Consider the following 26,243-nt stretch of genomic DNA (forward strand, 5'->3'; position numbering starts at 1 on the left):
AGGTGTCACTGCCATCGCGAAGGGACGTCGGGATATCCATTTCAGGCCCGTAGTTACATTCAAAGTGTTGCTCAGATATTCCTGTCAAATATCTGAGCAACACTGGCGCGAAGACATGTCGGTGACACCTTAGGTGTGACGACTACTTTGCATTGCCTAATCCTCAAGCGGCTCAAAAGCCGTTTCATGGATCGTGAGCATCGCACCTAGTGCCAGAAGCGCAACAATTACAAGGTACCAGCCCGGGGCAATGGCAGACCCGGTTGAAGCAACCAGCCATGTTGCGACAAAAGGTGCTGTACCTCCGAAAAGTGCATTCGCAGTGTTGAAGCTCAATGCGAACCCCGTGTAGCGGACTCGCGTTGGGAAAAGTTCGGAGAGGAATGTAGCCAACGTACCGTCGTTCATCGTCAACAAGGCACAAAGGAAAATTTGGACCAGCAGGACGATAACGAAAGTTCCTGTACTGAGCAACCAATATGCTGGGACTGCAAAAAGGATAAACAATACGCATGCAGTGAGCAACATTCTCTTGCGACCGAACACGTCAGAGAAATGACCCATAAGGAAGATCATGGCGATGTATACGGCCAGCGAAATACTTGAACTGAGAAGTGCCATGTCCGCATTCATGCCTACTTCTTCGGAGAGGAAAGTTGGCATATAGGACAGCAATAAATAAAAGGCAACGGCATTCAGGCAGGTTACTCCAAGCCCGACCATTACACGTTTCCAGTGCTTCTTAAAAACGTAGCGGACCGGGGCATCGACCTGCTTATGGCCTGACTTCTCAGACAGTTCGCGATAAACAGGCGAGTCCTCTAAGTGGATCCGGATATACCTACCAATATATCCAAGCGGTCCTGCCAGTAAGAACGGTATCCGCCATCCCCAGGATTCCAGTTGCGCATCACTCAATATTGCGTTCAGAGCAAAAACGAAGATAGCTCCCGCTAACAACCCACTTGCGGTACTGGCTGGCACCACCGAGGTGTAGAGGCCTCTCTTCTTCGCCGGCGCATACTCTGACATAAACGCTGCGGCCCCGGCATATTCACCTGATGCAGAGAACCCTTGAACGACACGAAGCACCAATAGAAGGGCTGGGGCCCAAAGGCCAATCGTCCCGTAACCTGGGAGAAATCCTATGAGGAATGTCGAACCAGACATAATCATGATCGACCAGGATAACGCCCAGCGGCGCCCATACTTATCGCCCCAATTACCCCAGAACAAGCCGCCAATAGGGCGCACAAGGAATGATAATGCAAACACGGCAAACGTGGAGAGCAGGGCAGCAACCTCGTCCCCTGGCGGGAAGAATACTGTCGCAATGACAGCCGCTAAGTAGCCATATGTCGCGTAATCAAACCATTCGACAAAGTTTCCTACGAAGCTTGCCTTGGCAGCCTTTCTCACCGCAGCATGGGCATCTTCCGCTTCGACCTGGTCGCGTCGGCCATTCTTTTCGTTATCAGCATCTGGTGGCATTTCTACTCCTCGCACGCCTCATTGCGTGCTATGGGGTTTCCTCAATGGCGCAAATTAGCGCTCAGCATGAAGAGCTGGATCTACTTCGGTTGGTTTCTTCCTTCGCCCTCTCGCAAGCCCCGATAGAATTGGGCCGATACCTCCAATAATGATCAGAATGCCACCTATTGCTCCCACGACAGTCATGGACTCGCTCCAGATGACCACGCCCAGTACTAGAGCAACAACACACTCCCAGTACGCAACAGTTGACAGCTCGACTGCAAGCAAATGCTTACCTGCAACAGGTAAAAGACCAATTGCCATGAGACCGGAGACTAGGAACAGAACCACTGCCCACACCCAATGGTTACTTTCCATAACTTCGATTGGGTTCGTCGGATCGATAGCAATTAAACGGTAGACCATGACTACAAGGGCACCGACGATTCCAAAGGCAAAGTTCCAGAACGAACGAACCTCCGAAGATATATCAGAACGATACCGGTAGAAGAAGAGCGCTAGGCCGTAGAATAATCCTGACGCAAGTCCGAATAAATCTCCCATCGTCTTATTCGGCAGCTCTGGGTTCACAGATAGATCAAGACCGAAGGTAAGGCCAGATTCTGGGCTATAGGCGATAAGCCCTACAGTCATAAGCATTCCGATAAAAACTAGGCCAAGGAAAAGCGCATGCGATTTGCTTATTCGCTCCTTAAGAAAAATCGCGGCAAGAATAGCCGAAAAGAGAGGACCCGTGTAAATCAAGAAGACCGCGTTAGCAATGGTGGTCATGAGCGTTGCCGAAACATAGAACGCCAGGCTGGCTCCGATACAGAAGCCACCTGCCACAACTGCAAACGAAATCTTTGTCTTACGAAGTTCAGGAAGTTTCTTAACGAGCGCAACGATCAGGAGCATTCCAAGTGCTCCAACGGCCATTCTTCCTAGAGCAAGGAAGTCTCCCGTGATGTAGCTGGTGCCGGTCTCGGGGTTTTGTGGGGTCGCCAGTCGACTAAAAGTCCCGACCAGTCCCATGCCCGTCGCTGAGATCAAGATTGCAGTAAAGCCGACTTTCTTGTTCTGGCCGGTTGTCGCCTCTTTAGAGGGGGTTCGTGTTTCCATTATTGAATCCTTGTTTTGACATCAGCACACTGCTGGTCGCGACTATTGAAGGTTGAACTTGGGCCGGGACCTGTCTCTCCGCGAGAGGACATGGTCCCGGCCGTATTATGAGGGGAGGCAGACATTATCTGCCTCCCCTGGCGGACTAGACGAGTGTCGGATCCTCGACCTGGGTCGAGAAGTAGTCCTCGCAGTCGCCTTCGCGGTAGACGTCTGCCGTGGCACAGTGGAGGCCACCGCCGAAGGCGTAGGCGTCACGGAAGTCAACCGGGATCGGGTTCATTCCGAGCTTCTCCATCTGCTCCAGCTGGTGGACCTCGGAGGCCTCAACGATCACGTTCTTGTGGTCGAGTACGAGGCAGTTCATCGAGAGCCACACGGAGGAGTAGCACAGCGGCGGCGGCTCCTTGTGGGCGGGCGGTGCCGCATCCACAATCTGCCAATCGTTCGCTTCGAAGATCTTGCGCTGCTCTTCGGGCAGACGACGCTCGGGGTTGTTGATGATGAGGCCCGGGCGAAGCGGCACGAAGGTCGCGTCGATGTGGATCGGGTAGGGGTCACCCGGGAAGTTCACTGCGTGAATGCGGTGCTCCGGGTAGTAGCGCTTGAACCACTCCATGGCCTTACGGTTGGTGGTGAGGCCGTGCTGGATGAAGAGGTCCTTGCCGAGACGCAGTACGTCAGCAGCGTCCCACATCGGCTCTGCTTCGGTGGTAACGAAGTCGAGGTTCGCGGTGCGCTCGAGGCGCTCCTCCAGGGCGATCTGCTCATCGTAGTAGTTGTGCTTGTACGACTTGTCGGTCAGACGGGGGCGCGGGGCCTGCGACCACTTGAACTCCGGGTCCTCCTCGAAGTACTGGTTCATGAGAGGCCAGTATGCGAGGTACTCGAAGTAGCGGCAGCGGAACGAGTTGGCGGATGCCATAATCTCGTTACCCATGGTGAGCAGGATGTCGCGGGGCGGCATCTGGGTCTGGCCTGAGGGCACCCGGAAGTCGGGGGTCATCATGGCCTGGTTCCACTGGATCGGAGTTGGGCGGTCAACCTTAACTCCGCGGTTCTCCAGTTCCTTTGCGAGGCGGTCGAGTGCTTCGTTTGCCTTCTCCACGGTTTCGGTGGGACGGGGGCCCCACATACCGCGCATCTCCGAGTCGACAGGGACCTTCTCTGAGGTTGCCGGCTCTTCATCGGGGATGACCGTGAAGTCAGCCTTTCCGACAATGACATGCTTCAGCGGGTCAAAGTCGTTCCATGAATTGACGATTTTCGTCATGGTTACTTTCCTCCTGGTATCAACACCGTTGTTGGTGCTGGAGTTCTGCGGAGATTGCTCCCCGCCTGGCTAGAAGGACGTTCCTTCCAACCAGATGTTTGTTATTCGGTTATCTTGTCGGGATTGAATGTATTGGGGCGTCCGTCGACGACTCCGCCGTAGTAGCCGCCGGGGGTGATGATGGTGCCGGCCTCGCCGTTGATGATCTTCACGCAGTCCTCAAGACGGCCGATCGCAGCGACATTGCCGGTCAGCTCGACGAAGCGGCATGCAGCTTCAACCTTCGGTCCCATGGATCCTGCAGCGAATCCCTTCGACCTCATCATTGCCGGTGTGGCCGAACGGATCTCCGTCTCTTCGGGTGTTCCGTAGTTATCGAGTACCGCCGGCACGTCAGTGAGGATCATGAAGATGTCTGCGTCGAGTGCCTCAGCAAGGACTGAACCTGTCAGGTCCTTATCGATAACTGCTTCAATGCCAACCCGGTTGCCTTCTTCGTCGCGAACAACGGGGATACCGCCGCCACCCGAGCAGACAACGACAGCTCCCGAATCGACGAGAGTGCGGATGATCCGGGTCTCAACAATCCGTTGGGGCTGCGGAGAGGGGACTACGCGACGCCAGTACTTGCCGTCTTCGCGCATGACCCATCCGCGTTCCTTCTCGAACTGCTTTGCCTCATCCTCCGTGTAGACGGCACCCACGAACTTCGTGGGGTTCTGGAAGGCGGGGTCGCCAGCAAGAACAAGCGTCTGGTTAACAATTGAAGCAATGGGCCGATCGGGCAATCTATTCTGGAGTGCCTGCAACATCCAGTACCCGATCATTCCCTGGGTCATCGCACCGAGCGTGTCAAAGGGGTACGGCTCGGATAGTGAGTCGTCATTCGCTGACTGGAGGGCGAGAACACCCACCTGGGGACCGTTGCCGTGTGTCAGGACAAGATCGTGCTCATCAGCCAGCAGCCCAAGCGAGTTGACAGCCGATTTCACGTTCTCGATCTGAGGGTTGGCATCGGGCTTCTGACCACGTTCAAGAAGCGCGTTGCCTCCCAAAGCTGCAACGATTCTCATGTCACTCCTCACCAAGCGTGGCGACCATGACGGCCTTGATGGTGTGCATGCGGTTCTCTGCCTCGTCGAAGACCAGGGAGTCTTCCGATTCGAAGACATCGTTGGAGACTTCGAGACCGTCGAGGCCAGTCTTCTGGAAGATGTCTTCACCAACCGTGGTGTTGCGGTCGTGGAATGCCGGCAGGCAGTGCAGGAACTTCGCGTCCTTGCCCGTTGCGTCGAGCAGTTCACGGTTCACCTGGTAAGGCGAGAGCTGCTTAATACGTGCATCCCATACTTCGTCCGGCTCACCCATGGAAACCCAGATGTCGGTGTAGATGAAGTCGCAGTCCTTGACGCCTTCCTTCGGATCGGTTTCGTAGGTGATCTGTGCACCGGACTTCTCGGCGAGCTTGGCTGCGAGTTCCCGAACCTCGGGGATGGTCTCAAGTTCCTTGGGGCCGACCATCTTGACGTTCATGCCGATCAGGGCACCACCAACGAGGAGCGAGTTGGCGACGTTATTGCGAGTGTCACCAACGAAGGCGAAGGTGATCTCGTTGTAGGGCTTCCCGGATGACTCATGCATCGTCAGCTGGTCGGCGAGGACCTGGGTGGGATGCCAGTCGTCGGTGAGGCCGTTCCAGACGGGGACGCCGGCGAGCTTCGCAAGGGTTTCTACGTGCTCCTGCTTATGTCCGCGGAATTCGATTCCATCAAACATCCGGCCGAGGACGCGGGCGGTATCCTCAACGGATTCCTTGTGTCCCATCTGCGACCCACTCGGATCAAGGTAGGTGATGTTGGCACCCTGGTCGTAGGCACCGACCTCGAAGGAGCAACGGGTCCTCGTGGAGGTCTTCTCGAAGATCAGAGCGATGTTCTTGCCCTTGAGGTACTGCTTCTCACTACCGGCCTTCTTCGCCGCCTTGAGCTCAGCTGCTAGTTCAAGAAGGTAGAGCCACTCTTCTGGAGTGAAGTCGACTTCCTTGAGAAACGGTCGACCTTTCAAATTGATGGTCATGAGCCATGGTCCTTTCAATACGGGAGGGTGTTGGTTAGATTTCGTCTCGAATAGTTGGGCAACTCATGCACCTGGGGCCACCGCGGCCACGGCCGAGTTCTCCACCTGGCATGGTGACGACTCGCACTCCCTCGGATTCCAGGTACTCGTTGGCTGTTACGTTGCGGTCGTAGGCAACAACGACGTTCGGTTCGAGGGCGAGCACGTTGCAGGAGTCGTTCCACTGGCCACGTTCGGCTGCGAAGTCGTCTTCCGGGGTGGTGAGGATACGAACCTCGGGAACATCGAGGGCCTTTGCGAGAACCTTGTGCATATCTTCGCCGGGGGCGGTCTCGACGTTGATCTCTCCCGGACGACCACCCTTGGTGATCGTCACGGTAGGAAGCATTCCAAGGTGGGCGTACTTGAGGAACGTCGTCTCGTTGACCATTGTCATAACGGTGTCGAGGTGCATCTGCGCACGCTCACTCTTCATGAGGACACCGATGACGCGCTGTGCTTCACCGTTCCAGAGGAGGCTACGAGCAAGGCGTTCAAATCCGGCTGCCGTGGTCCGTTCAGAAATCCCCACGAGAACGGCACCGTTGCCGATGACCTCAACATCGCCACCTTCGATCGTCGCAGCCCTGTCTCCCATGCCGCCGGACCACTTCTTAAAGTCCTCGTCCCTGAACCTGGGGTGCCACCGGTAGATCGCTTCGAAGTTGATGGTTTCGCGCTGGCGAGCAACCTTCTGCATGGAGTTAATGGAGACACCATCGAAAACCCAGCAAGAGGTGTCGCGGGTGAAGAGGTGGTTGGGGAGGCAACGGAGAACCATGAAGTCGTTCTCTGCCCGAGCAAGATACGCCGAGTCCGACCGACCCGTTATAGCAACAAGCTCAGTCTTGGTGATGCCGGCAATGACCAGCTCGGCCAGATCCTTGGGCGACAGGCTATCCGCGTACTCCCGCATGATCTGCGTGCCATTGATGCCGTACCACCGCTCTTCAAACGTCTCATCGCTCACGTAGTGGCGGGCCTGTGGGTTTTCGAGCGTTTCGGCTAGCAGCTCTTCGACGTAGAGAACTTCGACGTCCTCTTTACGCATCGAGGCAACAAAATCATCGTGTTCTTCCTGGGCCTTCTGAGTCCACAGAACATCATCGAAAAGCAGTTCGTCTTTATTAGTAGGGGTAAGGCGGTCCATCTCGCGCCCAGGGCGGTGGACAATTACCTGGCGAAGCTTTCCTACTTCAGATGCAACGCGGAATGTCATCGGGGATCCTCTCGTCATTGAGATTGATTGGCACGCCATTAGTCTGAACCCGATTAGTACGCGAGTACTAGGACTTTAGTACTTGCGTACTTAATGTTTTGTCGCCCACAAAATTTGGACCGCGCAATTCGAGCTGTTAGTGACGTAACTTTCCGCGACAATTCAACGAACTTGAGCACTTTCACACGAACGCACGCAAAGGGGAAAAATAGGACCGCAAAAAGGTGCAGAGGTAGTTGCACGATTGCCAACCATGTTCACAGGAGCACTTCGCCACACCCTCATAAGCACGCACAGGGCCTTCATCTTGGCAGGCTCCGAACCGCCCTTCACATTCCACTCAATTCCCCAATTTCCCGGCACTGAGGGAATTAAGAACAGTAGCTGGCTCGTAGCACGCCCGCGGAAGCATCCAATCCGAACCGGGCACCTTCGAAGCCATGTGCAACCGCAGGCCACTCCCCAAGCCCCCGATACAACTCCTCGTTAGCACTGCGAGACCCAAAGGCCCGAGCCAGGCGATAACTCTTACGACCGGTCTAACGATCGGCACCCTCCACCACCGACCGACGGCGCATGCCGCACCGCGAGAAGGTCATGATCTTCCTGGGGGCGGGGCATAATGGTCCCATGCGTTTTACCCGACTTTCTCAGTCCGCCTACGCCCGCTTCGCCTACAGCCAGGAGCGGGTGCTTTTCCCGCAACTCCCCGGCTATGCAGAGGAGAGGCGTTCTGAAGGGGCCAAGATTCTCGAAGTCGGGGTTGTGGACGACGTGGACGGCGAAGAGAAGATTGTGGCCGCCGCTCTGCTCCGCTACCAGCCGTGGATGAAGGTATTTAAGCGGATCAATATCGCTTACGGCCCGATCATGGACTACTCGAACCGGGATCTCGTTCGCTTCTTCTTCTCCGAACTCAGGACGTTTGCAAAGAAGGATAGGAGCGTCCTCTCGATCCGCTTCAATCCCCTTGTTGCGGAGAAGTTCTACGACGACATCACCCCCGTGGAGCACAATCCGGTTGCCGACACTTTCAAGGCGACCATGTCTGAGCTTGGCGGCATCAATGTGCAGAAGGAATTCTACGATTCTGCTGACATCCAGGCACGCTTCTTCTACACGAAGAACATTGCGGGAATGTCGTTCGATGACGTCATGAAGTCCGTTGGTCAGGTTGTTCGCACCGGATTCAACCGTGCCGGCACCCCGGGCGTCACCATCCGCTTCCTCGAAGCGGACGAGTTTGATGTTCTGGAGGAAATCCTCGACCACACGTCGGACAGGTCGGAGATGCAGAAGATCTCCGCGAATGCGATGGAGTTCTACAAGGGACTCAAGCGGGCCAAACCCGAGAAGGTCTTCGCCCCCGTTGCGATACTAAACTGCGACGACTACCTAGCTGGCGTCGAGTCGGAAGCCCAGGAGCTGCTAACCCAGGTCCGGGGCGTTGACGAGCAGGAGGCAACGCTTCAGGCAGAGGGCAAGAACCTCGCGAAGAAGCAGCGTACCGCACGCAACGAGGCCAACGACCGGCTGAAAGTACTGGAGCGACGCGCTGATGAAACCCGCAAGCACCAGGCAGAGGCAGGGAACGAAATCATTCTTGCCGGTTCTCTTTTTATTACCTGCCCGAATGAGCTTGTCTACCTCCTTTCTGGTTCCTACCGCGAATACCAGTCTTACTACGGCATTTACCTCATCCACCGAGCCATGTTTGAGTGGGCCACGGAGAACGGAATGGACCGCTACAACACGTTCGGAATCACGGGTATCTTTACCGACGACGCTTCGGACGCCGGCGTCCTGCACTTCAAGAGGCAGTTCAAGGGCGACGTGGAGGAATTTGTCGGCACCTGGGACATCCCGGTCCGCCCACGCAGGGCCCAGCTTCTCCGCACGCTCGGATAAGGCCGGAACCCATCGGCTGAGCGCCCCTCACATCAAATGGTGACGGCTTTCATGCGAACTGAGTTCGCACATTGCCCAAAAAGAGCGCTATGATGAATGACGTCCAAGCGACACGCGCCCGTAGCTCAACGGATAGAGCATCTGACTACGGATCAGAAGGTTGGGGGTTCGAATCCCTCCGGGCGCGCAGTATAACCCCGACTCACATCAGAGAGTCGGGGTTTTTCTTTTCTACACCGAGCACCACCCCGAGGCTAATAGGCCGCACCCCCAATTCCAGCCACAGCATGCAGACGCGGACTTTCCCGTGCGAGAGCATGGTCATCCCAGAATAAAGACACACTTTTTGACACTTAACCCACTCTTGACACGCAACCCTCACCGTCCAGCCCAGAGTCGCAACTCGTCCGCGATGCTCAGTTTTGGATTGCCGAATCGGAGCTCAGTTTTCAACTGCCGCTCATCGGCGGCAGCGGCCAAGGCATAGTCGGTGGTTAGCGCCTCGGAGTAGCCCGTGCCCTGCACGGGCGTACCGGCGCCAGGCACTGTCGCAGGGTTGATATGCGCCCTCACAGATCTGAACGTCGCCCACGGAACCCACACAACGACGGGAATGTGGCCCCTTGCATTGCGTTACAGTTGCATCACAATTGCATATATGCGTTGCGCTTCTATGGATATCAGACTAAAGTGCCAAAGAAATTGGCGGATTTTCGAAGATGTTTTACCTCGACTTGAGAGCCAGTCAATTCACTCCTCGCATGATCATTGCATTGATGCAGAAATCTTGTATTTTTTAATATAGAGTGAGTCACATTTGGAGTCTGAAAATTCTCTGGAGGATTCACCGTAAACGCCTAGCCGGTGCCGATTACTCGGAAACGAGGAAAATTTTCGTTATTTAACTGTTATTTGTACGGTTCGCGGGAAGTTTGGGAGTCTTGTCGAGGTTGACCTGCGTGTGGACAATTCGCGATTCACGTCACACCCGGTCCTTATGTGCACTACGTAAACTGGCAGTACTGAAGTTATTGATTTAGAAGTAAGGAAAGTAGATGAAGGGTCTCCGTTGCGAGAACGTCTACAAAGTTTTTGGGAAGGATGCGGCCAAGGCGACAAAAATGCTCCAGCAAGGAGCAAGCCTTGACGAAGTTCCCGACGACGTTACCGTCGCAGTAAACAATGTGAGCTTTGAGGTTGAGCCTGGCGAAATCTTTGTCGTTATGGGCCTGTCGGGCTCAGGCAAGTCCACCCTGCTCCGCACCCTGAACGCTCTCGGCCCAGCAACAGGCGGCAAGATTTACATTGGCGATGACGAGATCACGTCGATGTCGAAGAAGGCGGTACGTAAGCTCCGCGGCGATTCGATGTCGATGGTGTTCCAGCACTTCGCCTTGCTCCCCCACCGCACCGTGATCGACAATGCGGCATATCCGCTGGAGATTGAGGGCGTCGGTAAGGCTGAGCGCCTCGAGCGCGCAAAAGAATCTTTGAAGACGACCGGCCTTGAGGGCTGGGAGGATAACTACCCGTCCGAACTGTCAGGCGGCATGCAGCAGCGTGTGGGCCTGGCCCGCGCACTGACCGCCGATGCACCGATCCTGCTCATGGATGAGGCGTTCTCGGCACTTGACCCGCTTATCAGGCGGGACATGCAGGAGCTACTCCTGGAGATCCAGGAAGCTAAGCGCCGCACCATTATCTTTATTACCCATGACCTCAACGAGGCCATGTTTGTCGGCAACCGCATTGCGGTTATGAGGAGCGGTTCTGTTGATCAGATCGGCACGGCCGAGGAGATCCTGACGACCCCGTCGAACGACTACATCGAGCGGTTCGTCCAGGACGTCGACCGTTCCCGCGTCATTACCGCTTCATCGATCATGGTGAAGCCCATGACCCGCCTGTACATGAATGACGGCCCGAACGTTATTCTGCGCAAGCTTGAGGAAGTTGCTTCCCCGGGCGGCTGGGTAACAAACGGCGGTTCGCGGGTCCTTGCTGGCGCTGTCTATGCGGATGAAATCGTTCAAGCTCTCCGCAAGAACCCGCGCCTCAATTCGATCGAAGAGCTGATTCACCCGATTCACCCGGGTGTCGGCCCCGATACTCCGCTCAACCAGGTTGTCGCCCCTGCGGCAAGCGATCGACTCACGGTTCCCGTCGTCTCTGAGGACAACCGTCTGCTCGGTGTGATCCCGAATGTCACGCTCCTGCGTGCACTCGGCCAGGAGGATGTTGTTATGCCAGTGGATCTCAGCGCTAATTCGGCTGCGAGTGCGTCGTCCGCCGTCGAGGTCGATCACGATGCCGTTGAACTTTCTCAGGAGTCCGCGGCAGGGAATGAGGCTGATGCTTCGTTCGATGCTGATGGCACGACCGGAGAGGAGATCAAGTAATGGCTGACGATCTTCTGTTCAGAATCCCGCTCGGCGAGTGGGCCGATAAGGCCGTCGAATGGGCCAAAGCAAACCTGAGATCCATCACGGACTTCCTTTCCGATGATGTGCTAAACCCGATGTACGACTTCCTGCAGAATCTCCTGCTGACTCCGAACTTTGCGTCAATCGGCATCATCGTTGTTTTGATCCTCCTTCTGTGGAGGGGTGCCAAGGTTGCACTGTTTGGAGCTGGCGTCGTCATGGCCAGCTACGTGGCAGAGACCTGGATTGTCAGCTCTGGCGCCGTCGGATTTAACGTATTTGTTCTTGCCGCTCTGTTTGTCGCGGGCGCTGCACTCGCCTATTCCTGGAGGCACACCGCACTTGCTGTGTTCGCCGGTATCGGCGCATATCTTGGCTTCCTTTCGGAGACCTGGATAGCTGCTAGCGATGGCCTTGAGGTTAATCCCTATGTCCTCGGTGTTATCTACGTTGCGATCGCCGTTGGCATCTACTTCTGGAAGGGTTGGCAGGCTGCTGTCGCCGGCCTTGCTGGCATTGCCCTCGGTTGGGCAACAGAGGTATTGATTGCTGACGCCACAGGCCTTGGCCTCAACGCGTACATCCTCGGCGGCATCTATGTCGCAATTGCACTGGGCGTGTACTTCTGGAAGGGCCAGAAGGTCGCACTCGCCGTGTTTGCCGCACTGGCTCTTGCCTTCGTGACCGAACGCTGGTTCCTTGTCACCTACGAGCTTGACGGAGAGCAGCTCCACGGCGTTGATTACCTGCCTGAATGGACGATGATTGCGCTCCTCGTCTTCGTTGCCTATGCAACGAAGGGTTGGAAGCTTGCTCTCGGCTCCGCTCTCGGCTTCGCCGTGATCTACGGCGTCGACCAGTGGGAGAACGCGATGGCGTCCTTCGCGCTCGTCCTCGTCGCCACGATCATTGCGATCGTCATCGGCGTTCCGCTCGGTATTCTCGCCGCTAAGAATAAGTACGTGTCCGCGGTAGTCCGTCCCGTTCTGGACTTCCTGCAGACCATGCCGGCGTTCGTTTACCTCATTCCGTTCGTCATGCTGCTCGGCATCGGTGTCGTCCCCGGTATCGTTGCCACGGTCCTCTTCGCGATTGCTCCCGCCGTCCGCTTCACGGAGCTCGGCATTAAGCAGGTCGATAAAGAGGTTGTCGAGGCAGCCCACGCGTTCGGCTCACACCCCGCCCGTATTCTTGGTCAGATTCAGCTTCCGCTGGCGAGGGCCACAATCATGGGTGGTATTAACCAGGTCATCATGCTTGCCCTGTCCATGGTCGTTATCGCCGGTATGGTCGGCGCTGGCGGTCTTGGCCGTGACGTCTACACCTCGGTCACACAGGTCAACATGGAGCTCGGCGCCGAATCCGGTCTCGCCGTTGTTATCCTTGCTATCTTCCTGGATCGCACCACCGCCGCATTCGGCCGATCCAAGCACGACGAAGTTGGCAAGTAACCACAGTCCCCAGCAGAACCCCAATCCGAACGCAATCAACAACAACCCATGATTCATGGGGAAGGGAAATATGAATTTTCGGACGAGGAGAACCGTTGCCCTAACCACGGTGGTTGCCGCCGGGCTGCTTGCAGCTTGCGGTAGCGACAACGGTGACGCCGAAGAAACAACAACCGCAGGTGGTGACACCTCGGGCAACACGGGAGAGATCCACATTGGCGTTCCTGCCGGCTGGGACGAGGGCGTCATCATTTCGAACATGACGGCCGTAACCCTGGAAGAACAGGGCTACGACGTTGAGCTCACCGACGCAGAGATCGGCGTAATCTTCGCCGGTATCGGCAGCGGCGACATGGATCTGCTCATGGAGGTCGCACTGCCGACCCTCCACGCTGATTACGTCAACGAATATGAAGACACGATCGAGGACCTTGGTTGGTGGTACGAGGAGAACATCTCCAACGTCGCAGTCAACGCCGATGCTCCCATCGACTCGCTCGACGAGCTCGCCGAGAACGCCGATCTTTTCAACAATGAGATCATCGGTATTGATGGCGGTGCTGGCATTACCCGCCTCACCCAGGAAGAGGTCATTCCGACCTACGGCCTGGAAGGCATGGAGTTCAAGATCTCCTCGACGGCCGCGATGCTCGCTGAGCTCGATGCCGCTATGTCCGAGGGCCGCAATATCGCGGTAACGATCTGGAACCCGCACTGGGCGTACGACGCGTACGACATCAAGAACCTTGAAGACCCCGAAGGAGCATTTGGCGAACCCGATCAGCTCCACACTTTTGCCCACGAAGGCTTTAGCGAAGAATTCCCGGAAGTTGCTGAGATGCTCGGCCAGGTTCACCTGTCCGAAGAGGATCTCAGCCGCGCCGGTAACTTCATCATGAACGAGAACGGAGATCAGGACACTTACGAAATGACCTCCCAGTGGCTCGACGACAACCCAGAGGTTAAAGAGCGCTTCACGCTCGATGCAGAAGACTGACCTGCTCGCGGTTAACTCCCGCGGATAACGACCTCTCGAAGAAAGGAATGAAAAGATGATGATTCGAAAGAAGGCAGGTGTAGCGCTTACCGCTGCACTAGCAATGTCAATGCTCGCCGCATGTGGCGATGACGAGTCCGCCGACGAGACCGCCGGCAACGACACCACCGAAGAGACCGAAGGCGACGACACCACCGACACGGAGGGTGACGACACCGAAGGTGATGACGCGACCGGTGGCGGCTCCGACGAGGAAATCCTCATCGGTGTTCCGGCTGGCTGGGACGAGGGCGTTGTCGTCTCCCACATGGCCGAGATTGCTCTCGAGGAGCAAGGCTACGAAGTTGAGCTCATGGACGCTGAGATTGGCGTGATCTTCACGGCTCTCGCAGATGGCGACATGGACCTTCTCCTTGACGCGTGGCTGCCCGTCACCCACGCAAACTACATCGAGGAATACGGCGATGACATCGAGGAGCTCGGCGCATGGTACTCCGATGCGAAGCTCGCTCTCGCAGTGAACAGCGATGCCCCGATCACCTCGATCGACGAGCTCGCTGAGAACGCTGACGTATTCAACAACGAGATCATCGGCATCGACGGTGGCGCTGGCCTGACCCAGACCACCCAGAACGAGACCATCCCGACCTACGGTCTTGAGGGCATGGAATACAAGATCTCGTCCACCGCTGCTATGCTCGCTGAGCTCGATGCAGCCATGTCCGAGGGCCGCGACATTGTCGTAACCCTCTGGTCCCCGCACTGGGCGTACGGCGCCTACGACATCCGTGACCTCGAAGATCCCGAGGGCACCTACGGTGGCGCTGAGGAGATCCTCTCCTACGGCCGTGCTGACTTCACCACCGACTACCCCGACGTTGCAGAGATGCTCTCCAACTTCGAGCTGACCGCTGAAGAGCTCTCCGATCTCGAGAACTACGTTCTCAACGAGAACGCAGACCGCGACACGGCAGAGACCGTTGCCGAGTGGATGGAAGAGAACCCCGAGGTTGCTGACCGCATGAACGTTGGTAGCGCTGAGTAACATCGAGCACCACTCAGAAGAAATCTGAGTAATAAGCTCAACCAGGTGGGGCCGCGAAAGCGGCCCCACCTCGCATCTCAAAACACTCCTTCTCCGCTTCTCGCCTACGTTTTCCACCCAATAGGGCCAAATTGGGACTTTAGTCCCACCACTACGAGTTTTCACCGGCACTCCGGGGAAAAGTAGCTGCCGGGGAGTTTTTCGTTGATATCTTCCGTATAACTTCATACCGGAGGTCAACAATTGGCGATCAATCTTCGCTAGCATCTCCGTATTACAAACGTGGCATCACCCCGGGCATAGTCGCCCGGCGCAGCCCTTTTTGCGCCCGCTTTCCGGGGTAGTACCACTCGGCACCGATGACGGTCGCCGAGAGAGGAAAGCATGAGCCAAATAACCGGACAGACGATCGCTCTTATCGCCTACTTCATCATCATGATTCTCATCGGATGGTGGGGGTATCGGAAGACGCAGGACTACGACGACTACATGCTGGCGGGCAGGAAGCTCCACCCGATCCCAGCAGCGCTCTCCGCGGGCGCCTCTGACATGTCGGGCTGGCTCCTCATGGGCCTCCCCGGCGCTATCTATGCTGCGGGCCTCGTTGAGGGCTGGATTGCCGTGGGCCTCACCATTGGTGCCTGGCTGAACTGGAAGTTCATTGCTCCCAGGCTCCGTTCTTACACGGAGATCGCTCGGAACTCGATTACCGTCCCCTCGTTCCTGAATGCACGCTTGGCGGGAACCGGCCGCGCCCTGCGGATCTCGGCCGGCATTATCTTCCTGGTCTTCTTCATCTTCTACATTTCCGCCCAGCTCGTCGCATCGGGTAAATACTTCGAGTCAGCCTTCGGTTGGGACTACATCTGGGGCATGATCCTCGTCTGCGTCATCGTTGTTCTCTACACCTTCGCTGGCGGTTTTATTGCCGTTGCTTGGACGGACATGGCGCAAGGTCTCTTGATGATGGCGGCACTGCTGATTGTTCCCGTCGTTACCGTCATGCAGTTCGACGGAGGTGTCGGCGAGACCACCGACATCATCAACAATGCGGAGCTATCAGGTTCCGGCATAGCCAACGGTCTCGATCCGTTTGCGAACCTGACTATCATCGCTGTCCTGGGTGCTATCGGCTGGGGCATGGGTTACGTAGGTCAGCCCCACATCATCGTGCGTTTCATGGCCCTGCGTACCCCGCAGGATGCTGTCACGGGCCGTCGCGTTGGCATCGGCTGGATGATCCTCTCCGTCGGTGGCGCCGTTCTCACAGCCGTTGTCGGCATCGCCTACTTCCATCCTGAAACCGATCCACTGGCCGACCCGGAGACGGTCTTCATTTCGCTCACGGGAGCGCTCTTCCATCCGCTTATTAGCGGCTTTATTCTCGCGGCTGTACTCGCTGCCATTATGTCGACCATCTCCTCCCAGCTGCTCGTGTCCTCCTCCGCTCTTGTCGAGGACGTCTATTCGGGCATCACCGGCAAGGAGATGGGTAGGCAGAGCGGCACCATGTGGGGACGCGTTGCCGTTGTTATCACAGCTATAGTCGCCGCGCTCCTGTCGATCACTCCATCTGACACGATTCTTGATCTTGTTGGCTTTGCCTGGGCTGGCTTCGGTTCAGCCTTCGGCCCCGTTATCATCTTTGCCCTCTTCTGGAAGCGCCTCACTTCCAGGGGAGCCATGGCGGGCATGATCACCGGTGCCGTGGTCGTTTTCGTCTGGGGCAATGTGGATGCCGGTGGCATCTTCGACGTGTACGAGATGATCCCGGCATTTATTCTCGCCCTTCTCGTCACCTGGGGTGTTTCCCTGATAACCCCCTACAACGAGGCAATTCAGTCCGAGATCAATACCGAGTTTGACCGCGCGGTCGCCCTCACCAAGAAGTGGGATCCCGCCGGGGCCAAGACCGCTTCCGGCAAGCACTTGGACGAGAACCCGCCTGCACCAGCACAGTGAGGTCAGCGGCCTCATAGTCTCTAGCGCACAAGCATCCATCTCAGATGCAAGACCCTCTGGTCCGTCCCTGATCCCCCTCTGCCCAACGCCAGTCCGGTGAGCAGAGGGGGATCAGCACGATGCTCATGCGTCTCCGTTACGATGTAGCGGTGCCCGATCAGTCTGCTCTTCTCACGCCCTGCCATTACTTCAATGAGGGCCTGTGCCGGTCATGCACGCACTTGGCAACGCCCTACGAGGAGCAACTCGCTCAGAAGCAAAGCTTCTCGGAGACCATCCTGGAATGCGATTCTTGGCTACCACCTGTTGCCAGTGCAGAGTTCGGATTCCGTAATAAAGCCAAGATCATCATTGCGGGAACAGTTGCCGAACCAACTCTCGGTATCCTGCGGAACGGCGCCGGCCAGGACCTGCGGGACTGCCTTCTTTACAACCCGATCATCACCGAGGCACACGAACCGCTGACCGAGTTCATCACCAGAAATAAGCTCACCCCCTATTCGGTTCCAGAGCGAACCGGTGAACTGAAATCGATTATTGTCACGGCTAGTCCACACGGCAGGCTCATGGTTCGCTTCGTCCTGCGCTCCCCCGACTTTGTCGAACGCATTTCCAGCGATCTGGATTGGTTGGCAGAGCGTCTTCCGCTCGATGTAGCAAGCGCCAATATCCTTCCCGAGCACGTTGCCCTCCCCGAGGGCCCAACCGAGATCCACCTGTTTGGTGACCCGCTGTTGGACATGAGCCTGGGCCCATTGGATCTGCGCCTACGCCCGCAGGGATTCTTCCAAACGAACACGGAGATCACCCGCGTTCTGTATGCAACGGCAGCAGCCTGGGCTGACGAGGTCGACCCTTCCTCAATCTGGGATCTGTATTGCGGCGTTGGGGGCTTCGCAAAATCGATGGCAGCGCCATGGCGCACTGTTACCGGGGTGGAGCTATCCGAGGAAGCGGTTATCGCCGCAGGGGGCGCACCACTATTTGTGGCCGGGGACGCTGGGCAATGGGCGCGGAAGCAGGACGCTGTTCCCGATCTGCTTGTTGTGAATCCACCGCGCCGAGGGATCGGTAACCTTGCCGAATGGATTCGTCATTCCAGTATCGACCGGGTGCTCTACTCGTCCTGCAATCTCGTCTCAGCCGCAAAAGACATTGAGGTCATGGGTTTCAAGGCCGAACGGGCACAGGTGTTTGACATGTTCCCCCACACCGATCATCTCGAGTGTTTGATTATGGCGGTGCGGGAGGCCGGCCAGCAAGCTAGCAACCACCCCAATAATTCAGCAACCGCAAATGGTTTCTGAGGTTCCATTTCAGGTTCCATATCCGAAGCAATCCACCGGCAGATCATTAGATCGAACCAACGAGTGCCGCGTTCTCTCCGGTACCTTTTCTCTCGAGGTGGATAACGGTGCCAGTCGACAGTGTGAGTTCAGTTCCGCCCGGGATCACCGCTCCGGTGACAAGTACATGCGAGGCGAGCTCAAGCAGGACTCGCTGGAGGTCTTCCGGCGAATCACCGGTCAGGAGAAACTCGTCTTTTCCAACATCGGCAAGTCCTTCGGTAAATCCGTGGAGCTTCCCCATTCGTTTAGCCAGACCAAGTTGAACGAGCGCTAGGACGGGCGGGGAGCCTACGGGGGTTGTTTCAACAACTTGGCGGTAGAAGGCAGGTTCGTAAACGGTGCCATTTGCGAAGACTCCAACGACATGTGAATCAATGAGGGAGGAGACGAGACGGGTGTGGTCCCATGCTCGTTCAAGGAAGTCTGCTCCTGACGTCTCGATTTCCAGGCTGGCGACATGATCGTCGGTAACTTCTCCGGCTGCTGGCCACAGGTAGGCTCTGTCGGCAATGGGGCCAAGCTTGTCCTGCTTGGGCCCGGGAGTGATCCGGGCCTTTTCGTGGAACAGGACGTCATCCTCAACGGTGCCACCAATCGTCCTTGCCAACCGGTCAATGTCGACGGGTTCGGTCAGGAGCAGTGTCGCAACGAGACTTCCGGCGGCTTCCCTGCCTTCTGCAACTGCCCCGCTTGTGAGGGCACGATCCATGGCGGCAATGAGGGCCGTGGCATCCTGACCAAAGTTGTCAGTCACAGGTTCGTAGGACGTGATGGTGTGCCCAGTGAGCGTAAGACCATCCCCGAGGTAGCCGCCGGCAACACCGAGCAACCAGTCCTCGGATCCCGGGAGGCGGAACTGCATCGCGAAGAAAGTGACGCCGGGGCCGTCGATACGGCCGAGCACGTCAACTTTGTCGGGCCGGTGGCCATCGCGAACCAGCCAGTCCCTCATTTCCCGCACAGCATCCTTTGCCTGCTTCTTCAGGGCTTTCAGCTCGCTCATGGCATTTTCCTTTTCGTTCGTCTCGTCGGAACCACTGTGAGCGGGTCCTCCGGCCACGGATGCTTCGGGTATCGACCCCGGTTCTCTGCCCGCACCTGAGAGTACGCTCCCCGCCAAAACGATCCCAGATCATCAGTAACCGCAAGCGGCCGTCCCGCTGGCGAAAGTAGGTGGATCTGTAGGCGGACTCCCCCGGCCAAGAGCGGGGAGTCCTCCCATCCGAAGCATTCCTGCAACTTCATCGCAACGTACGGCTTCTCACCGCCGTAGGTGATCTTGGCCGTTCCACCAGCGGGTGACTCGATTCGTTCGGGGGCGAGCTTGTCGAGCTCTGTTGCTTCGGGCCATGGCAGGAGCCTACGCAGACATTCGGTCGCGTTTGCCTGGAATTTCCCGCCCTCACTCCACCGATCTAACTCGGGCCCTAGCCATTCCTCCACCCGGTCAACCAGCGCCGGATAGGATACGTCGGGCCAGGGCTCGCCGAGGTGATGATGGAGGAAGCCGAGCCGATGTCGCAGGCTGATCGCGTTTTCTGACCAGCCAAGGAGAGCAATATCGTCCCGCAAGGCGCCAATCACGATTGGACGTGCCGCCGCGGGGTCAATAGTGGCGGGTCTTCTCGACAGCTCGATGGCTCCCAGGCTCGTCACGGACCACGCTTTCACACGACCATTGCTGACCTCGTGGACGATCCGCTCACTTGATCCCATCTCGTGAGCAAGGTCGGAGGCGATGGGGATAGCGGAACGGATCATTGCATCGGCCCTGCCAGTGTCAGTCATGTCAGCGATGGCGAGCCATTCGGATCCGGTGAGCGGTGATCCCTGGGGCAGGACCGCACCTGTTCCCATGGCAGTCAGATATGTGCTCCCACGGAGGATGGCGATTCGGTCCGGGTAGGCGGCGGCAACGACCGCTCCGATTGCCTCATCGGCAGACAACCCTTCGCCATGCCGGTGGGGTACGAGCCCCGCCAGCCTTTTCGCGGACTGTTTCCAGGACTGGGTGGGCCTGCGGATCATGTCCCGCCATGCAACTGCTAGATCAGCCCCGGCTATCTGCTGGTCCTCCTCGAGGAGAGCAATGATCTCGGTGGCTGCTTTCGTACCAATCTCATCATTCAACCGGAGCAGAGCCGCAGCAGTTCTGGGGTGTGCGGGAATGCTTGAGATTTTCTCCCCAATGGCAGTGATTCCCTCGTCATCCACCGCCCCGAGGCCCTCCAGGATCTTCCGTGCAGATTCAATGGCGGCAACGGGCGGTTTATCGGGCAAGCGCAGATCTTCGACCTCTCCCCACCGCAGAGCCGACAGGAGGAATGATGTGAGATCGGCGGTGCGGATCTCGGGTTCGGGGTGCTCGGGAAGTCTCGACCAGCTGGTCTTACCCATGAGTACCCGGGCCTGACCGGGGCCAAGGCGCCCAGCTCGGCCGGCCCGCTGGGCGGCACCCGCCTTTGATTCACTGACGGTGACCAGCCGGGAGATTCCCGACCGGTAGTCGGTCCTGGGCTCGCGGGACAGCCCCGAATCAACCACCCGGGTAACTCCCGGGACGGTGAGGGAGGACTCCGCAATCGAGGTGGCCAAAACAATCTGTTGTTCGTCGCCCCCGGACAGAATCGCATCCTGTTCTTTCGCGGGAACCGAACCGTGAAGGACTTTCACGTTTGGGTGATCAAGAAGGTTTGCTACGGTATCAATTTCTTTCCTGCCGGGAAGGAACACGAGAACACTTCCCGCGTCCTCGTTGGCCGCTTGCATGGTCTCATCCGCCACCTGCCTGAGGAAGTCCCTTTCAACGCCGTAGATTCCGAGAGGGTTTGGGCCTTGGCGGTAGAGAACGTCAACGGGATAGGTTCTGGCGAAGGCTTCAACGACCGGGGCCTTCAGCAGATCTGACCAGGACCGCGCCGCGAGCGTTGCAGACATGGCAACGATCTTGAGTCCGGTGAGATCGCGGATATCGAGGAGAAGGGCTGCCGACAGGTCCGAATCGAGGTGCCGTTCGTGGACCTCGTCAAGGACAACTGCTCCAATCCCGGCCATGTCCGGATCGGACAGGATCCTGCGGAGGAGAACACCGGAGGTCACGAACTCGACGCGGGTCTTTGCAGATCGCTTCGTATCGCCTCGCACCGAATATCCGGCAGTTTGACCAACGGGTTCCCCGAGCAGGTGGGCGAGCCTTCGGGCCGCAGCTCGTGCTGCCATGCGCCTCGGCTGGGAAACAAGAACGGTTCCTTCAACGAGGTTTGACAGGTAGGGCGGGACAAGTGTGGTCTTTCCCGTGCCGGGTGGGGCAGATAGCACCGCCGCACCCACACCGGTCATGGCCTTACCGAGGTCAGGCAGGACCTCCCGGACCGGCAGGTCCACATTCTCAAGCGTCTCCACGCTCTCTACGGTAGTCGCTCGGCAGGCTCGTCGCCTGTAGTGTCGTGTCATGGAGATCATCGAAAATGGCGCACTGGTCGACAGCGGGGGCCTGCGGCTGGGCAATGCCTCCGAGCAGCGTACGGGCGTGACCATTGCCGTTATTGATTCCGGTGGAGCCGCTGGCGTCGATGTTCGCGGGTCAGCACCCGGTACTCGAGAAACCGATCTGCTCGATCCCACGGCTGCCGTTCAGCACGCTAACGCAATCGTGCTTGCCGGTGGCTCAGCTTTTGGTCTCGCCGCAGCTGACGGTGCGATGCTGGAACTCGCAGAGCAGGGTAAGGGCCTGGATACCGGCATGGGGATCGTCCCGATCGTGCCTGCGGCCGTGATCTTTGATTTGCCGGTGACGGGTGGCGCCAAGCCCACTCCCGACCTTGGCAGGAAGGCGGTCCGCACTGCCGGTGAGAACCGCGAGCGCGGCTGCGTCGGTGCCGGCACGGGCGCCACGGTCGGTAAGTACTTGGGGCCGAACGGTGTCATGAAGGGCGGGCTGGGCCAGGCCGCGGTCCGTAGGGGAGATCTTGTTGTTTCGGCTGCTGTTGTCGTTAACGCTCTCGGTGACATTTTTGATGGGGATCAGAAGATCGCGGGAACACATTCCGCAGAGGGCTTCTTGCCGACCACTGAATATTTGGGTTCCCCGGTGGGGCTGACAAACACGACAATCGGAATCGTGGCGACCAATGCCGCTTTAACGAAGGCGCAGGCAAAGAAAGTTGCTTCTGCTTCGCACGATGGTTTGGCGCGGTCGATTCGGCCGGTTCACACGATGGATGATGGGGATACTTTGTTTGCGGTGTCGACGGGAACCGTCTCTGCGCACGTGAACGCGGTGTGCTTCATGGCGGCGGAGGCCGTGAGGCTTGCTGTGCTGGATGGGGTGCGTTCAGCAACTTCCCTTCCGGGGATCATGGCTGTGGAGGACTTGCCATTCTCCAAACCCAGTAATTAACCGTGGGCGTTTACACAGTTCTTCCTTATCGGGGGACCGCCGGTCCCTCTAGGTGAGGCCAAAGCGCCCCAAAAATTATTGAATGAACCCCGGGCTAACGGCCAGTAACTTTTCTATGCCAGAATTCCCGCTATTCTATCCATGTGAGCGAATCCGTTTCCGATCCACGTGTTGTCACAATTCAGGAGAAGGACCAGACCTGGATTATCCTTGACGACCCTACGAGCCTTAATGCTCTCGACGCACCGCTCGTTCGTGCGCTCGCAAAGGAAATTGAGTCGGTCAAGACCGGGACCCTTGTGATCACGGGCCGCAACGGCGCTTTCTCATCGGGCGGTTCACTCAAAGTTCTTAGCGAGCTGTCCGAGCTTTCCAAAACCGATGTGCTGGGTGTGGAAAGCATCGTCCGGGAGGGCGGCAATGTTATCGAGGACCTGCTGTTCTCCTCGGCAACAACAATTGCTTTGATCGATGGCTCATGCGCCGGTGCAGGGATTGCGATTGCTCTGGCCTGCGACTATCAGCTCGCCACTCACCGGACACGGTTTAGTAGCGCATATGCTTCGCTTAACCTTCCGACCGATTTCGGTACCTACGAGCTCCTGAAGGAACGTATCGGTGAAGAGGAAGCCACTAAATTCATCAAGAACACCGACCTTATGGGGATTACTCGCGCACAGGAGATTGGCCTGGTCGATGGCCTGATCGAACGCACGGACCGCAAGGGCGTGAAGAAGGCGATCAAGGATCTGAAGCCCCGTAGCCGCAAGGCCCTTCTCAAGCATATTTCTGCGAACCTCGATTCCGAGGCCGCAGTATTCGCGCGTGCCATGACAAATCCGAAGACGCAGATCAAGATTGAAAAGGCTGTTCGCAAGCTCAAAAAGTAGCGCCACGCGAAAATCAGATTGCCACACTCTTCGCAGTCGGGACGTAGCACTCCCTGGGAAGTCCCTTTTCGACTCTTTCGTCGTTCCATCTGAATCATTGCTCCTATCCGTTACGACCCGACCCCAGTTGTTCTACTCTCAATAGGTGAACCACGTCGTTTGTGCTTGTTAGCCTTGGGCCTATGCGATCACCTGAGGTAACTTCCGGGGAGCCAACCGTGACTCGGAAGCGTGCCATTTGGATGGACGTGGTCCGGGGCCTGGCCATTATTGCCGTCATCTACGGTCATGTCGAGAACGTTGCGAAAATTGAAGCGGTCTTTGAGCGTGAGGACTGGATGGTCACGACGAACATGACGCTCGTGCTGCTCCGCATGCCGATGCTCATGTTCCTATCCGGAATGCTTGTCCCGCGATCGATCGCAAAGGGTTGGAAGATGTTCCTGCCCGGGAAGTTCACCAAACTGGCCTGGCCGTATGCGGTGTGGATAGCAATTTTCTTTACCGTTGTGTGGATACGCGGCGGTGCTGAGCTTTCGCAGATTCCCATGGAGATCATCAATCCGGGGAACCCGAACATGACTCCGCTCTGGTATCTCCGGAACCTGTTCTTCTACTACCTCATTGCCCAGGCACTCACTTGGCTTCGGCTACCCCTGTGGTCGGGCGCCGCACTAGGTTTCGGTATCTGTGTCTACCAGGTGATCGACAATCCTCAGATCGGTACGACGCCGCTTCGATGGGGCTATTTGATGACGTTCTTTTTCCTCGGCTGCCTCACCATGCAGCACCTAGATAAGATCTCCCGGTTCTGCCGCAAACCCGTCGTAACACTGTTGCTTGCCGTTGCTTTCGTTATCCCGGTCTACATCTACCTCCAGGGAATTGCGCCCGTCAGGTACCGGCCGGAGTTCATTTGGGGACCGATCGCCTTTATCTGCCTGATTCTCGCCTTTGCACCGCTATTGAAATCATCGCGGTACACAAAGCCACTGCAGTTTATCGGCCGCTATTCGCTCTACTACTACGTCATGCACTACCCGATTTTCCTGGTCTACGCCTGGTGGATCGCACCGCACGTCGAGATCGGAACAGCCCACTATCCGGTGATGATGGCAATCGGGCTCATTATCCCCACTCTCACGGTCTACGCATGCCAGAAGGTCCCGGCCCTACGCTGGATCTTCTTCGAGCTGCCCTGGCCCCGCAAGAAGGCATCGGCCCGGTAGAGCAAGTATGCCCGCTCAAATGAGCGGGCACGACAGCGGTACTGTCAGAGACGGTTCGTTAGGACCTTGGTTCGGTAGCTACCAGGCGGCTTAGCGGGACGGTGCCGAACGGACAACTTACCCCGTGAATTCGGCTGTTGCGTTAATAGCTTCGCCGCGTTCGATTCCTTCGAGGGTTTGTGCGTTGACGGTGAATTCCCACAGGTGTCCAGCAACGTCGACATAGGTGAGGGACGTGTAGGACTCTGTCGCGTAGGTGACGTCGATGATGATGGCGGGATAGCCAGCAAGTTCAGCACTCTCATCCCGGAGCGTGATGTTTGCGTCGGCTGCGAGGTTGTCTTCGAGGAGATCAACGAAGAAGTTTCCTGAGAACTCGTACTCTGTGTCGGAGAAGTCTTGTGCGAGCACATCGTCCCAGTCGTTGCCGCTCCACAGGTACTGGTAGTCAAATCCGGCCTTATCGGCCTCGTACCAGTCTTCGGGCACGGTCACTTCCACCGTGTACTCAGTATCTTCCCCTTCATCACCATCTCTCAGGACGTTGATACTCGAGTCGTCGGCCGTTCCACTTTCGCTACCTTCGCTCGACGACAGGCTGTCGTCACCGAGTTCGGAGGTTCCAGCGCTCTCTGTGGTGGCCTCATCGGAGTCGTTTGAGACACTCCCGCATGCACCCAATGTGAGAAGCCCCGCGGCGAGGGCCGCGACGAACTTAGTGGAAGTCAATTGTGTGTACCAATCTGTCGACTTCTGCCAGACCCTCGGAGTCGAGGGCGTTGGCAGTGATTTCCTTAATGCCGCCGTCAACATTCAGGTAGTAAATGTTGGCGACATATCCGGGGCCTTCAACCGAGATCCAGAACCCGTCGTAACCATCGATCGTCAGTTCCCCTTCGTAGGTGAGTGTAGCGTCCCCAAGATTTCCTGCGGCCTCGAGCTGCTCGATATAGGTCTCGGGAGACTCAATCTGCGCCCACGGGCCCAGCGGTGCCATCGAAAGGTTCTGGCTGTTGTCCGACTTGGTCCAGAAGAACACCGAGTAGGCGGTCTCGAGCTCTCCCCGATAGGTCCAGTCATCCGGTAGGGAGACTGACATGGATCCGTCTACCGCGGTAGCGTTCGCTGGATCCTGCTCCTCGGGTGGAATGACAGTCTCATCCTCCGTTGGATCAACGATTGGATCATCCGTGGAAACATCGGTACTTTCATCCGTAGGATTGGACGTCGTGGGTTCTTCGGTTGTTTCTGTCTGCGTCTCGGTTGCATCCGATTCGGGATCGCTCGAAACCGATCCGCATGCGGACAGAACAAGTGCTGCCGCTACCACGGCACTCATCAATGATTTACGCACGGCACTCCCCCATCCTTTACCGTGCCAGTCTAGT

Annotated in this window: 20 protein-coding genes and 1 tRNA gene; 11 read left to right on the plus strand and 10 right to left on the minus strand. The window is 57.3% G+C overall.

The annotated features are described in order from the left end of the window. Positions 1–156: 156 nt before the first annotated feature. The 6 genes from ACTHUY_RS11125 to ACTHUY_RS11150 all read right to left on the minus strand — a co-directional run bounded on the left by ACTHUY_RS11125 (position 157) and on the right by ACTHUY_RS11150 (position 7,202). Positions 157–1,491 carry an MFS transporter gene (locus tag ACTHUY_RS11125; protein WP_441678878.1) on the minus strand — a complete coding sequence of 445 codons (1,335 nt, stop codon included), beginning with the start codon at positions 1,489–1,491 and terminating at the stop codon, positions 157–159. 54 nt (positions 1,492–1,545) lie between these two features. Continuing rightward, positions 1,546–2,595, minus strand: a complete 1,050-nt coding sequence (locus ACTHUY_RS11130; RefSeq protein WP_441678880.1) for a DMT family transporter — start codon at positions 2,593–2,595, stop codon at positions 1,546–1,548. Positions 2,596–2,740: 145 nt separating this feature from the next. Next, a complete protein-coding gene (locus ACTHUY_RS11135; protein ID WP_441655715.1) occupies positions 2,741–3,868 on the minus strand; it encodes a serine/threonine protein kinase in 1,128 nt (375 codons plus the stop codon). 101 nt (positions 3,869–3,969) lie between these two features. After that, positions 3,970–4,941, minus strand: a complete 972-nt coding sequence (gene arcC / locus ACTHUY_RS11140; RefSeq protein ID WP_126704419.1) for a carbamate kinase — start codon at positions 4,939–4,941, stop codon at positions 3,970–3,972. Between the two features lies 1 nt (position 4,942). Beyond that, complete coding sequence (gene argF / locus ACTHUY_RS11145) at positions 4,943–5,944, minus strand: ornithine carbamoyltransferase (RefSeq protein WP_441655714.1); 1,002 nt, start codon at positions 5,942–5,944, stop codon at positions 4,943–4,945. A gap of 34 nt (positions 5,945–5,978) precedes the next feature. Further along, positions 5,979–7,202 (minus strand): arginine deiminase, encoded by a 1,224-nt coding sequence (locus ACTHUY_RS11150; protein WP_441655713.1) that lies wholly within the window; start codon positions 7,200–7,202, stop codon positions 5,979–5,981. Positions 7,203–7,832: 630 nt separating this feature from the next. Here ACTHUY_RS11150 and ACTHUY_RS11155 point away from each other — a divergent pair. From ACTHUY_RS11155 to ACTHUY_RS11190, 8 genes are all read left to right on the plus strand, one after another. Continuing rightward, the gene (locus ACTHUY_RS11155) at positions 7,833–9,110 is read left to right on the plus strand and encodes a peptidoglycan bridge formation glycyltransferase FemA/FemB family protein (protein WP_441678882.1); all 1,278 of its coding nucleotides are present in this window, start codon (positions 7,833–7,835) and stop codon (positions 9,108–9,110) included. A gap of 114 nt (positions 9,111–9,224) precedes the next feature. Then, positions 9,225–9,297 (plus strand) — tRNA-Arg (locus tag ACTHUY_RS11160). Between the two features lie 868 nt (positions 9,298–10,165). Continuing rightward, entirely contained in the window at positions 10,166–11,509 is a 1,344-nt protein-coding gene (locus ACTHUY_RS11165; protein WP_441678884.1) for a quaternary amine ABC transporter ATP-binding protein, read from the plus strand. Next, on the plus strand, positions 11,509–12,984 hold the full coding sequence (locus tag ACTHUY_RS11170; RefSeq protein WP_441655620.1) for an ABC transporter permease subunit: 1,476 nt from the start codon (positions 11,509–11,511) through the stop codon (positions 12,982–12,984). The genes ACTHUY_RS11165 and ACTHUY_RS11170 overlap by 1 nt, the downstream gene beginning before the upstream one ends. 70 nt (positions 12,985–13,054) lie before the next feature. Further along, positions 13,055–13,981 carry a glycine betaine ABC transporter substrate-binding protein gene (locus tag ACTHUY_RS11175; RefSeq protein WP_441655619.1) on the plus strand — a complete coding sequence of 309 codons (927 nt, stop codon included), beginning with the start codon at positions 13,055–13,057 and terminating at the stop codon, positions 13,979–13,981. Between the two features lie 55 nt (positions 13,982–14,036). Then, positions 14,037–15,026 carry a glycine betaine ABC transporter substrate-binding protein gene (locus ACTHUY_RS11180; RefSeq protein ID WP_441675816.1) on the plus strand — a complete coding sequence of 330 codons (990 nt, stop codon included), beginning with the start codon at positions 14,037–14,039 and terminating at the stop codon, positions 15,024–15,026. Positions 15,027–15,410: 384 nt separating this feature from the next. Continuing rightward, entirely contained in the window at positions 15,411–16,988 is a 1,578-nt protein-coding gene (gene putP / locus ACTHUY_RS11185) for a sodium/proline symporter PutP (RefSeq protein ID WP_441678886.1), read from the plus strand. Positions 16,989–17,137: 149 nt separating this feature from the next. After that, entirely contained in the window at positions 17,138–18,295 is a 1,158-nt protein-coding gene (locus tag ACTHUY_RS11190) for a 23S rRNA (uracil(747)-C(5))-methyltransferase (protein WP_441678888.1), read from the plus strand. A gap of 46 nt (positions 18,296–18,341) precedes the next feature. Here the strand turns inward: ACTHUY_RS11190 and ACTHUY_RS11195 are convergent, their stop codons facing one another. Continuing rightward, positions 18,342–19,340 carry a hypothetical protein gene (locus ACTHUY_RS11195; protein ID WP_441678890.1) on the minus strand — a complete coding sequence of 333 codons (999 nt, stop codon included), beginning with the start codon at positions 19,338–19,340 and terminating at the stop codon, positions 18,342–18,344. Beyond that, on the minus strand, positions 19,337–21,739 hold the full coding sequence (gene hrpB, locus ACTHUY_RS11200) for an ATP-dependent helicase HrpB (RefSeq protein ID WP_441655614.1): 2,403 nt from the start codon (positions 21,737–21,739) through the stop codon (positions 19,337–19,339). Before hrpB ends, ACTHUY_RS11195 begins: the two co-directional genes overlap by 4 nt. Before the next feature lie 49 nt (positions 21,740–21,788). Between hrpB and ACTHUY_RS11205 the strand changes: the two genes are divergently transcribed. The 3 genes from ACTHUY_RS11205 to ACTHUY_RS11215 all read left to right on the plus strand — a co-directional run bounded on the left by ACTHUY_RS11205 (position 21,789) and on the right by ACTHUY_RS11215 (position 24,855). After that, entirely contained in the window at positions 21,789–22,736 is a 948-nt protein-coding gene (locus tag ACTHUY_RS11205; protein ID WP_441675819.1) for a P1 family peptidase, read from the plus strand. A 143-nt stretch (positions 22,737–22,879) separates the two neighbouring features. Next, positions 22,880–23,626: an enoyl-CoA hydratase/isomerase family protein gene (locus ACTHUY_RS11210; protein ID WP_441678892.1), complete on the plus strand. Its 747-nt coding sequence runs from the start codon at positions 22,880–22,882 to the stop codon at positions 23,624–23,626. A 218-nt stretch (positions 23,627–23,844) separates the two neighbouring features. Continuing rightward, positions 23,845–24,855, plus strand: coding sequence for an acyltransferase family protein (locus tag ACTHUY_RS11215; RefSeq protein ID WP_441655611.1), 1,011 nt, complete (start codon positions 23,845–23,847; stop codon positions 24,853–24,855). 117 nt (positions 24,856–24,972) lie between these two features. Here the strand turns inward: ACTHUY_RS11215 and ACTHUY_RS11220 are convergent, their stop codons facing one another. Together ACTHUY_RS11220 and ACTHUY_RS11225 are read right to left on the minus strand one after the other, a co-directional pair. Continuing rightward, on the minus strand, positions 24,973–25,584 hold the full coding sequence (locus ACTHUY_RS11220) for a hypothetical protein (RefSeq protein WP_441655610.1): 612 nt from the start codon (positions 25,582–25,584) through the stop codon (positions 24,973–24,975). After that, positions 25,571–26,209, minus strand: coding sequence for a hypothetical protein (locus ACTHUY_RS11225; RefSeq protein ID WP_441655609.1), 639 nt, complete (start codon positions 26,207–26,209; stop codon positions 25,571–25,573). The genes ACTHUY_RS11220 and ACTHUY_RS11225 overlap by 14 nt, the downstream gene beginning before the upstream one ends. Positions 26,210–26,243: the final 34 nt, after the last annotated feature.

This window comes from Flaviflexus sp. (assembly GCF_052087705.1).
In the GTDB taxonomy this organism is placed as follows: Bacteria; Actinomycetota; Actinomycetes; order Actinomycetales; family Actinomycetaceae; genus Flaviflexus; species Flaviflexus ciconiae.

Excerpts from the sequence above, each read along its gene's own strand:
- ACTHUY_RS11150 (WP_441655713.1), bottom strand. The coding sequence starts at position 7,202 with ATGACATTCCGCGTTGCATCTGAAGTAGGAAAGCTTCGCCAGGTAATT.
- putP (WP_441678886.1), top strand. The coding sequence starts at position 15,411 with ATGAGCCAAATAACCGGACAGACGATCGCTCTTATCGCCTACTTCATC.
- ACTHUY_RS11195 (WP_441678890.1), bottom strand. The coding sequence starts at position 19,340 with ATGAGCGAGCTGAAAGCCCTGAAGAAGCAGGCAAAGGATGCTGTGCGG.
- ACTHUY_RS11170 (WP_441655620.1), top strand. The coding sequence starts at position 11,509 with ATGGCTGACGATCTTCTGTTCAGAATCCCGCTCGGCGAGTGGGCCGAT.
- ACTHUY_RS11165 (WP_441678884.1), top strand. The coding sequence starts at position 10,166 with ATGAAGGGTCTCCGTTGCGAGAACGTCTACAAAGTTTTTGGGAAGGAT.
- ACTHUY_RS11125 (WP_441678878.1), bottom strand. The coding sequence starts at position 1,491 with ATGCCACCAGATGCTGATAACGAAAAGAATGGCCGACGCGACCAGGTC.
- ACTHUY_RS11130 (WP_441678880.1), bottom strand. The coding sequence starts at position 2,595 with ATGGAAACACGAACCCCCTCTAAAGAGGCGACAACCGGCCAGAACAAG.
- argF (WP_441655714.1), bottom strand. The coding sequence starts at position 5,944 with ATGACCATCAATTTGAAAGGTCGACCGTTTCTCAAGGAAGTCGACTTC.
- ACTHUY_RS11135 (WP_441655715.1), bottom strand. The coding sequence starts at position 3,868 with ATGACGAAAATCGTCAATTCATGGAACGACTTTGACCCGCTGAAGCAT.
- ACTHUY_RS11180 (WP_441675816.1), top strand. The coding sequence starts at position 14,037 with ATGATGATTCGAAAGAAGGCAGGTGTAGCGCTTACCGCTGCACTAGCA.
- ACTHUY_RS11175 (WP_441655619.1), top strand. The coding sequence starts at position 13,055 with ATGAATTTTCGGACGAGGAGAACCGTTGCCCTAACCACGGTGGTTGCC.
- ACTHUY_RS11205 (WP_441675819.1), top strand. The coding sequence starts at position 21,789 with ATGGAGATCATCGAAAATGGCGCACTGGTCGACAGCGGGGGCCTGCGG.
- arcC (WP_126704419.1), bottom strand. The coding sequence starts at position 4,941 with ATGAGAATCGTTGCAGCTTTGGGAGGCAACGCGCTTCTTGAACGTGGT.
- ACTHUY_RS11155 (WP_441678882.1), top strand. The coding sequence starts at position 7,833 with ATGCGTTTTACCCGACTTTCTCAGTCCGCCTACGCCCGCTTCGCCTAC.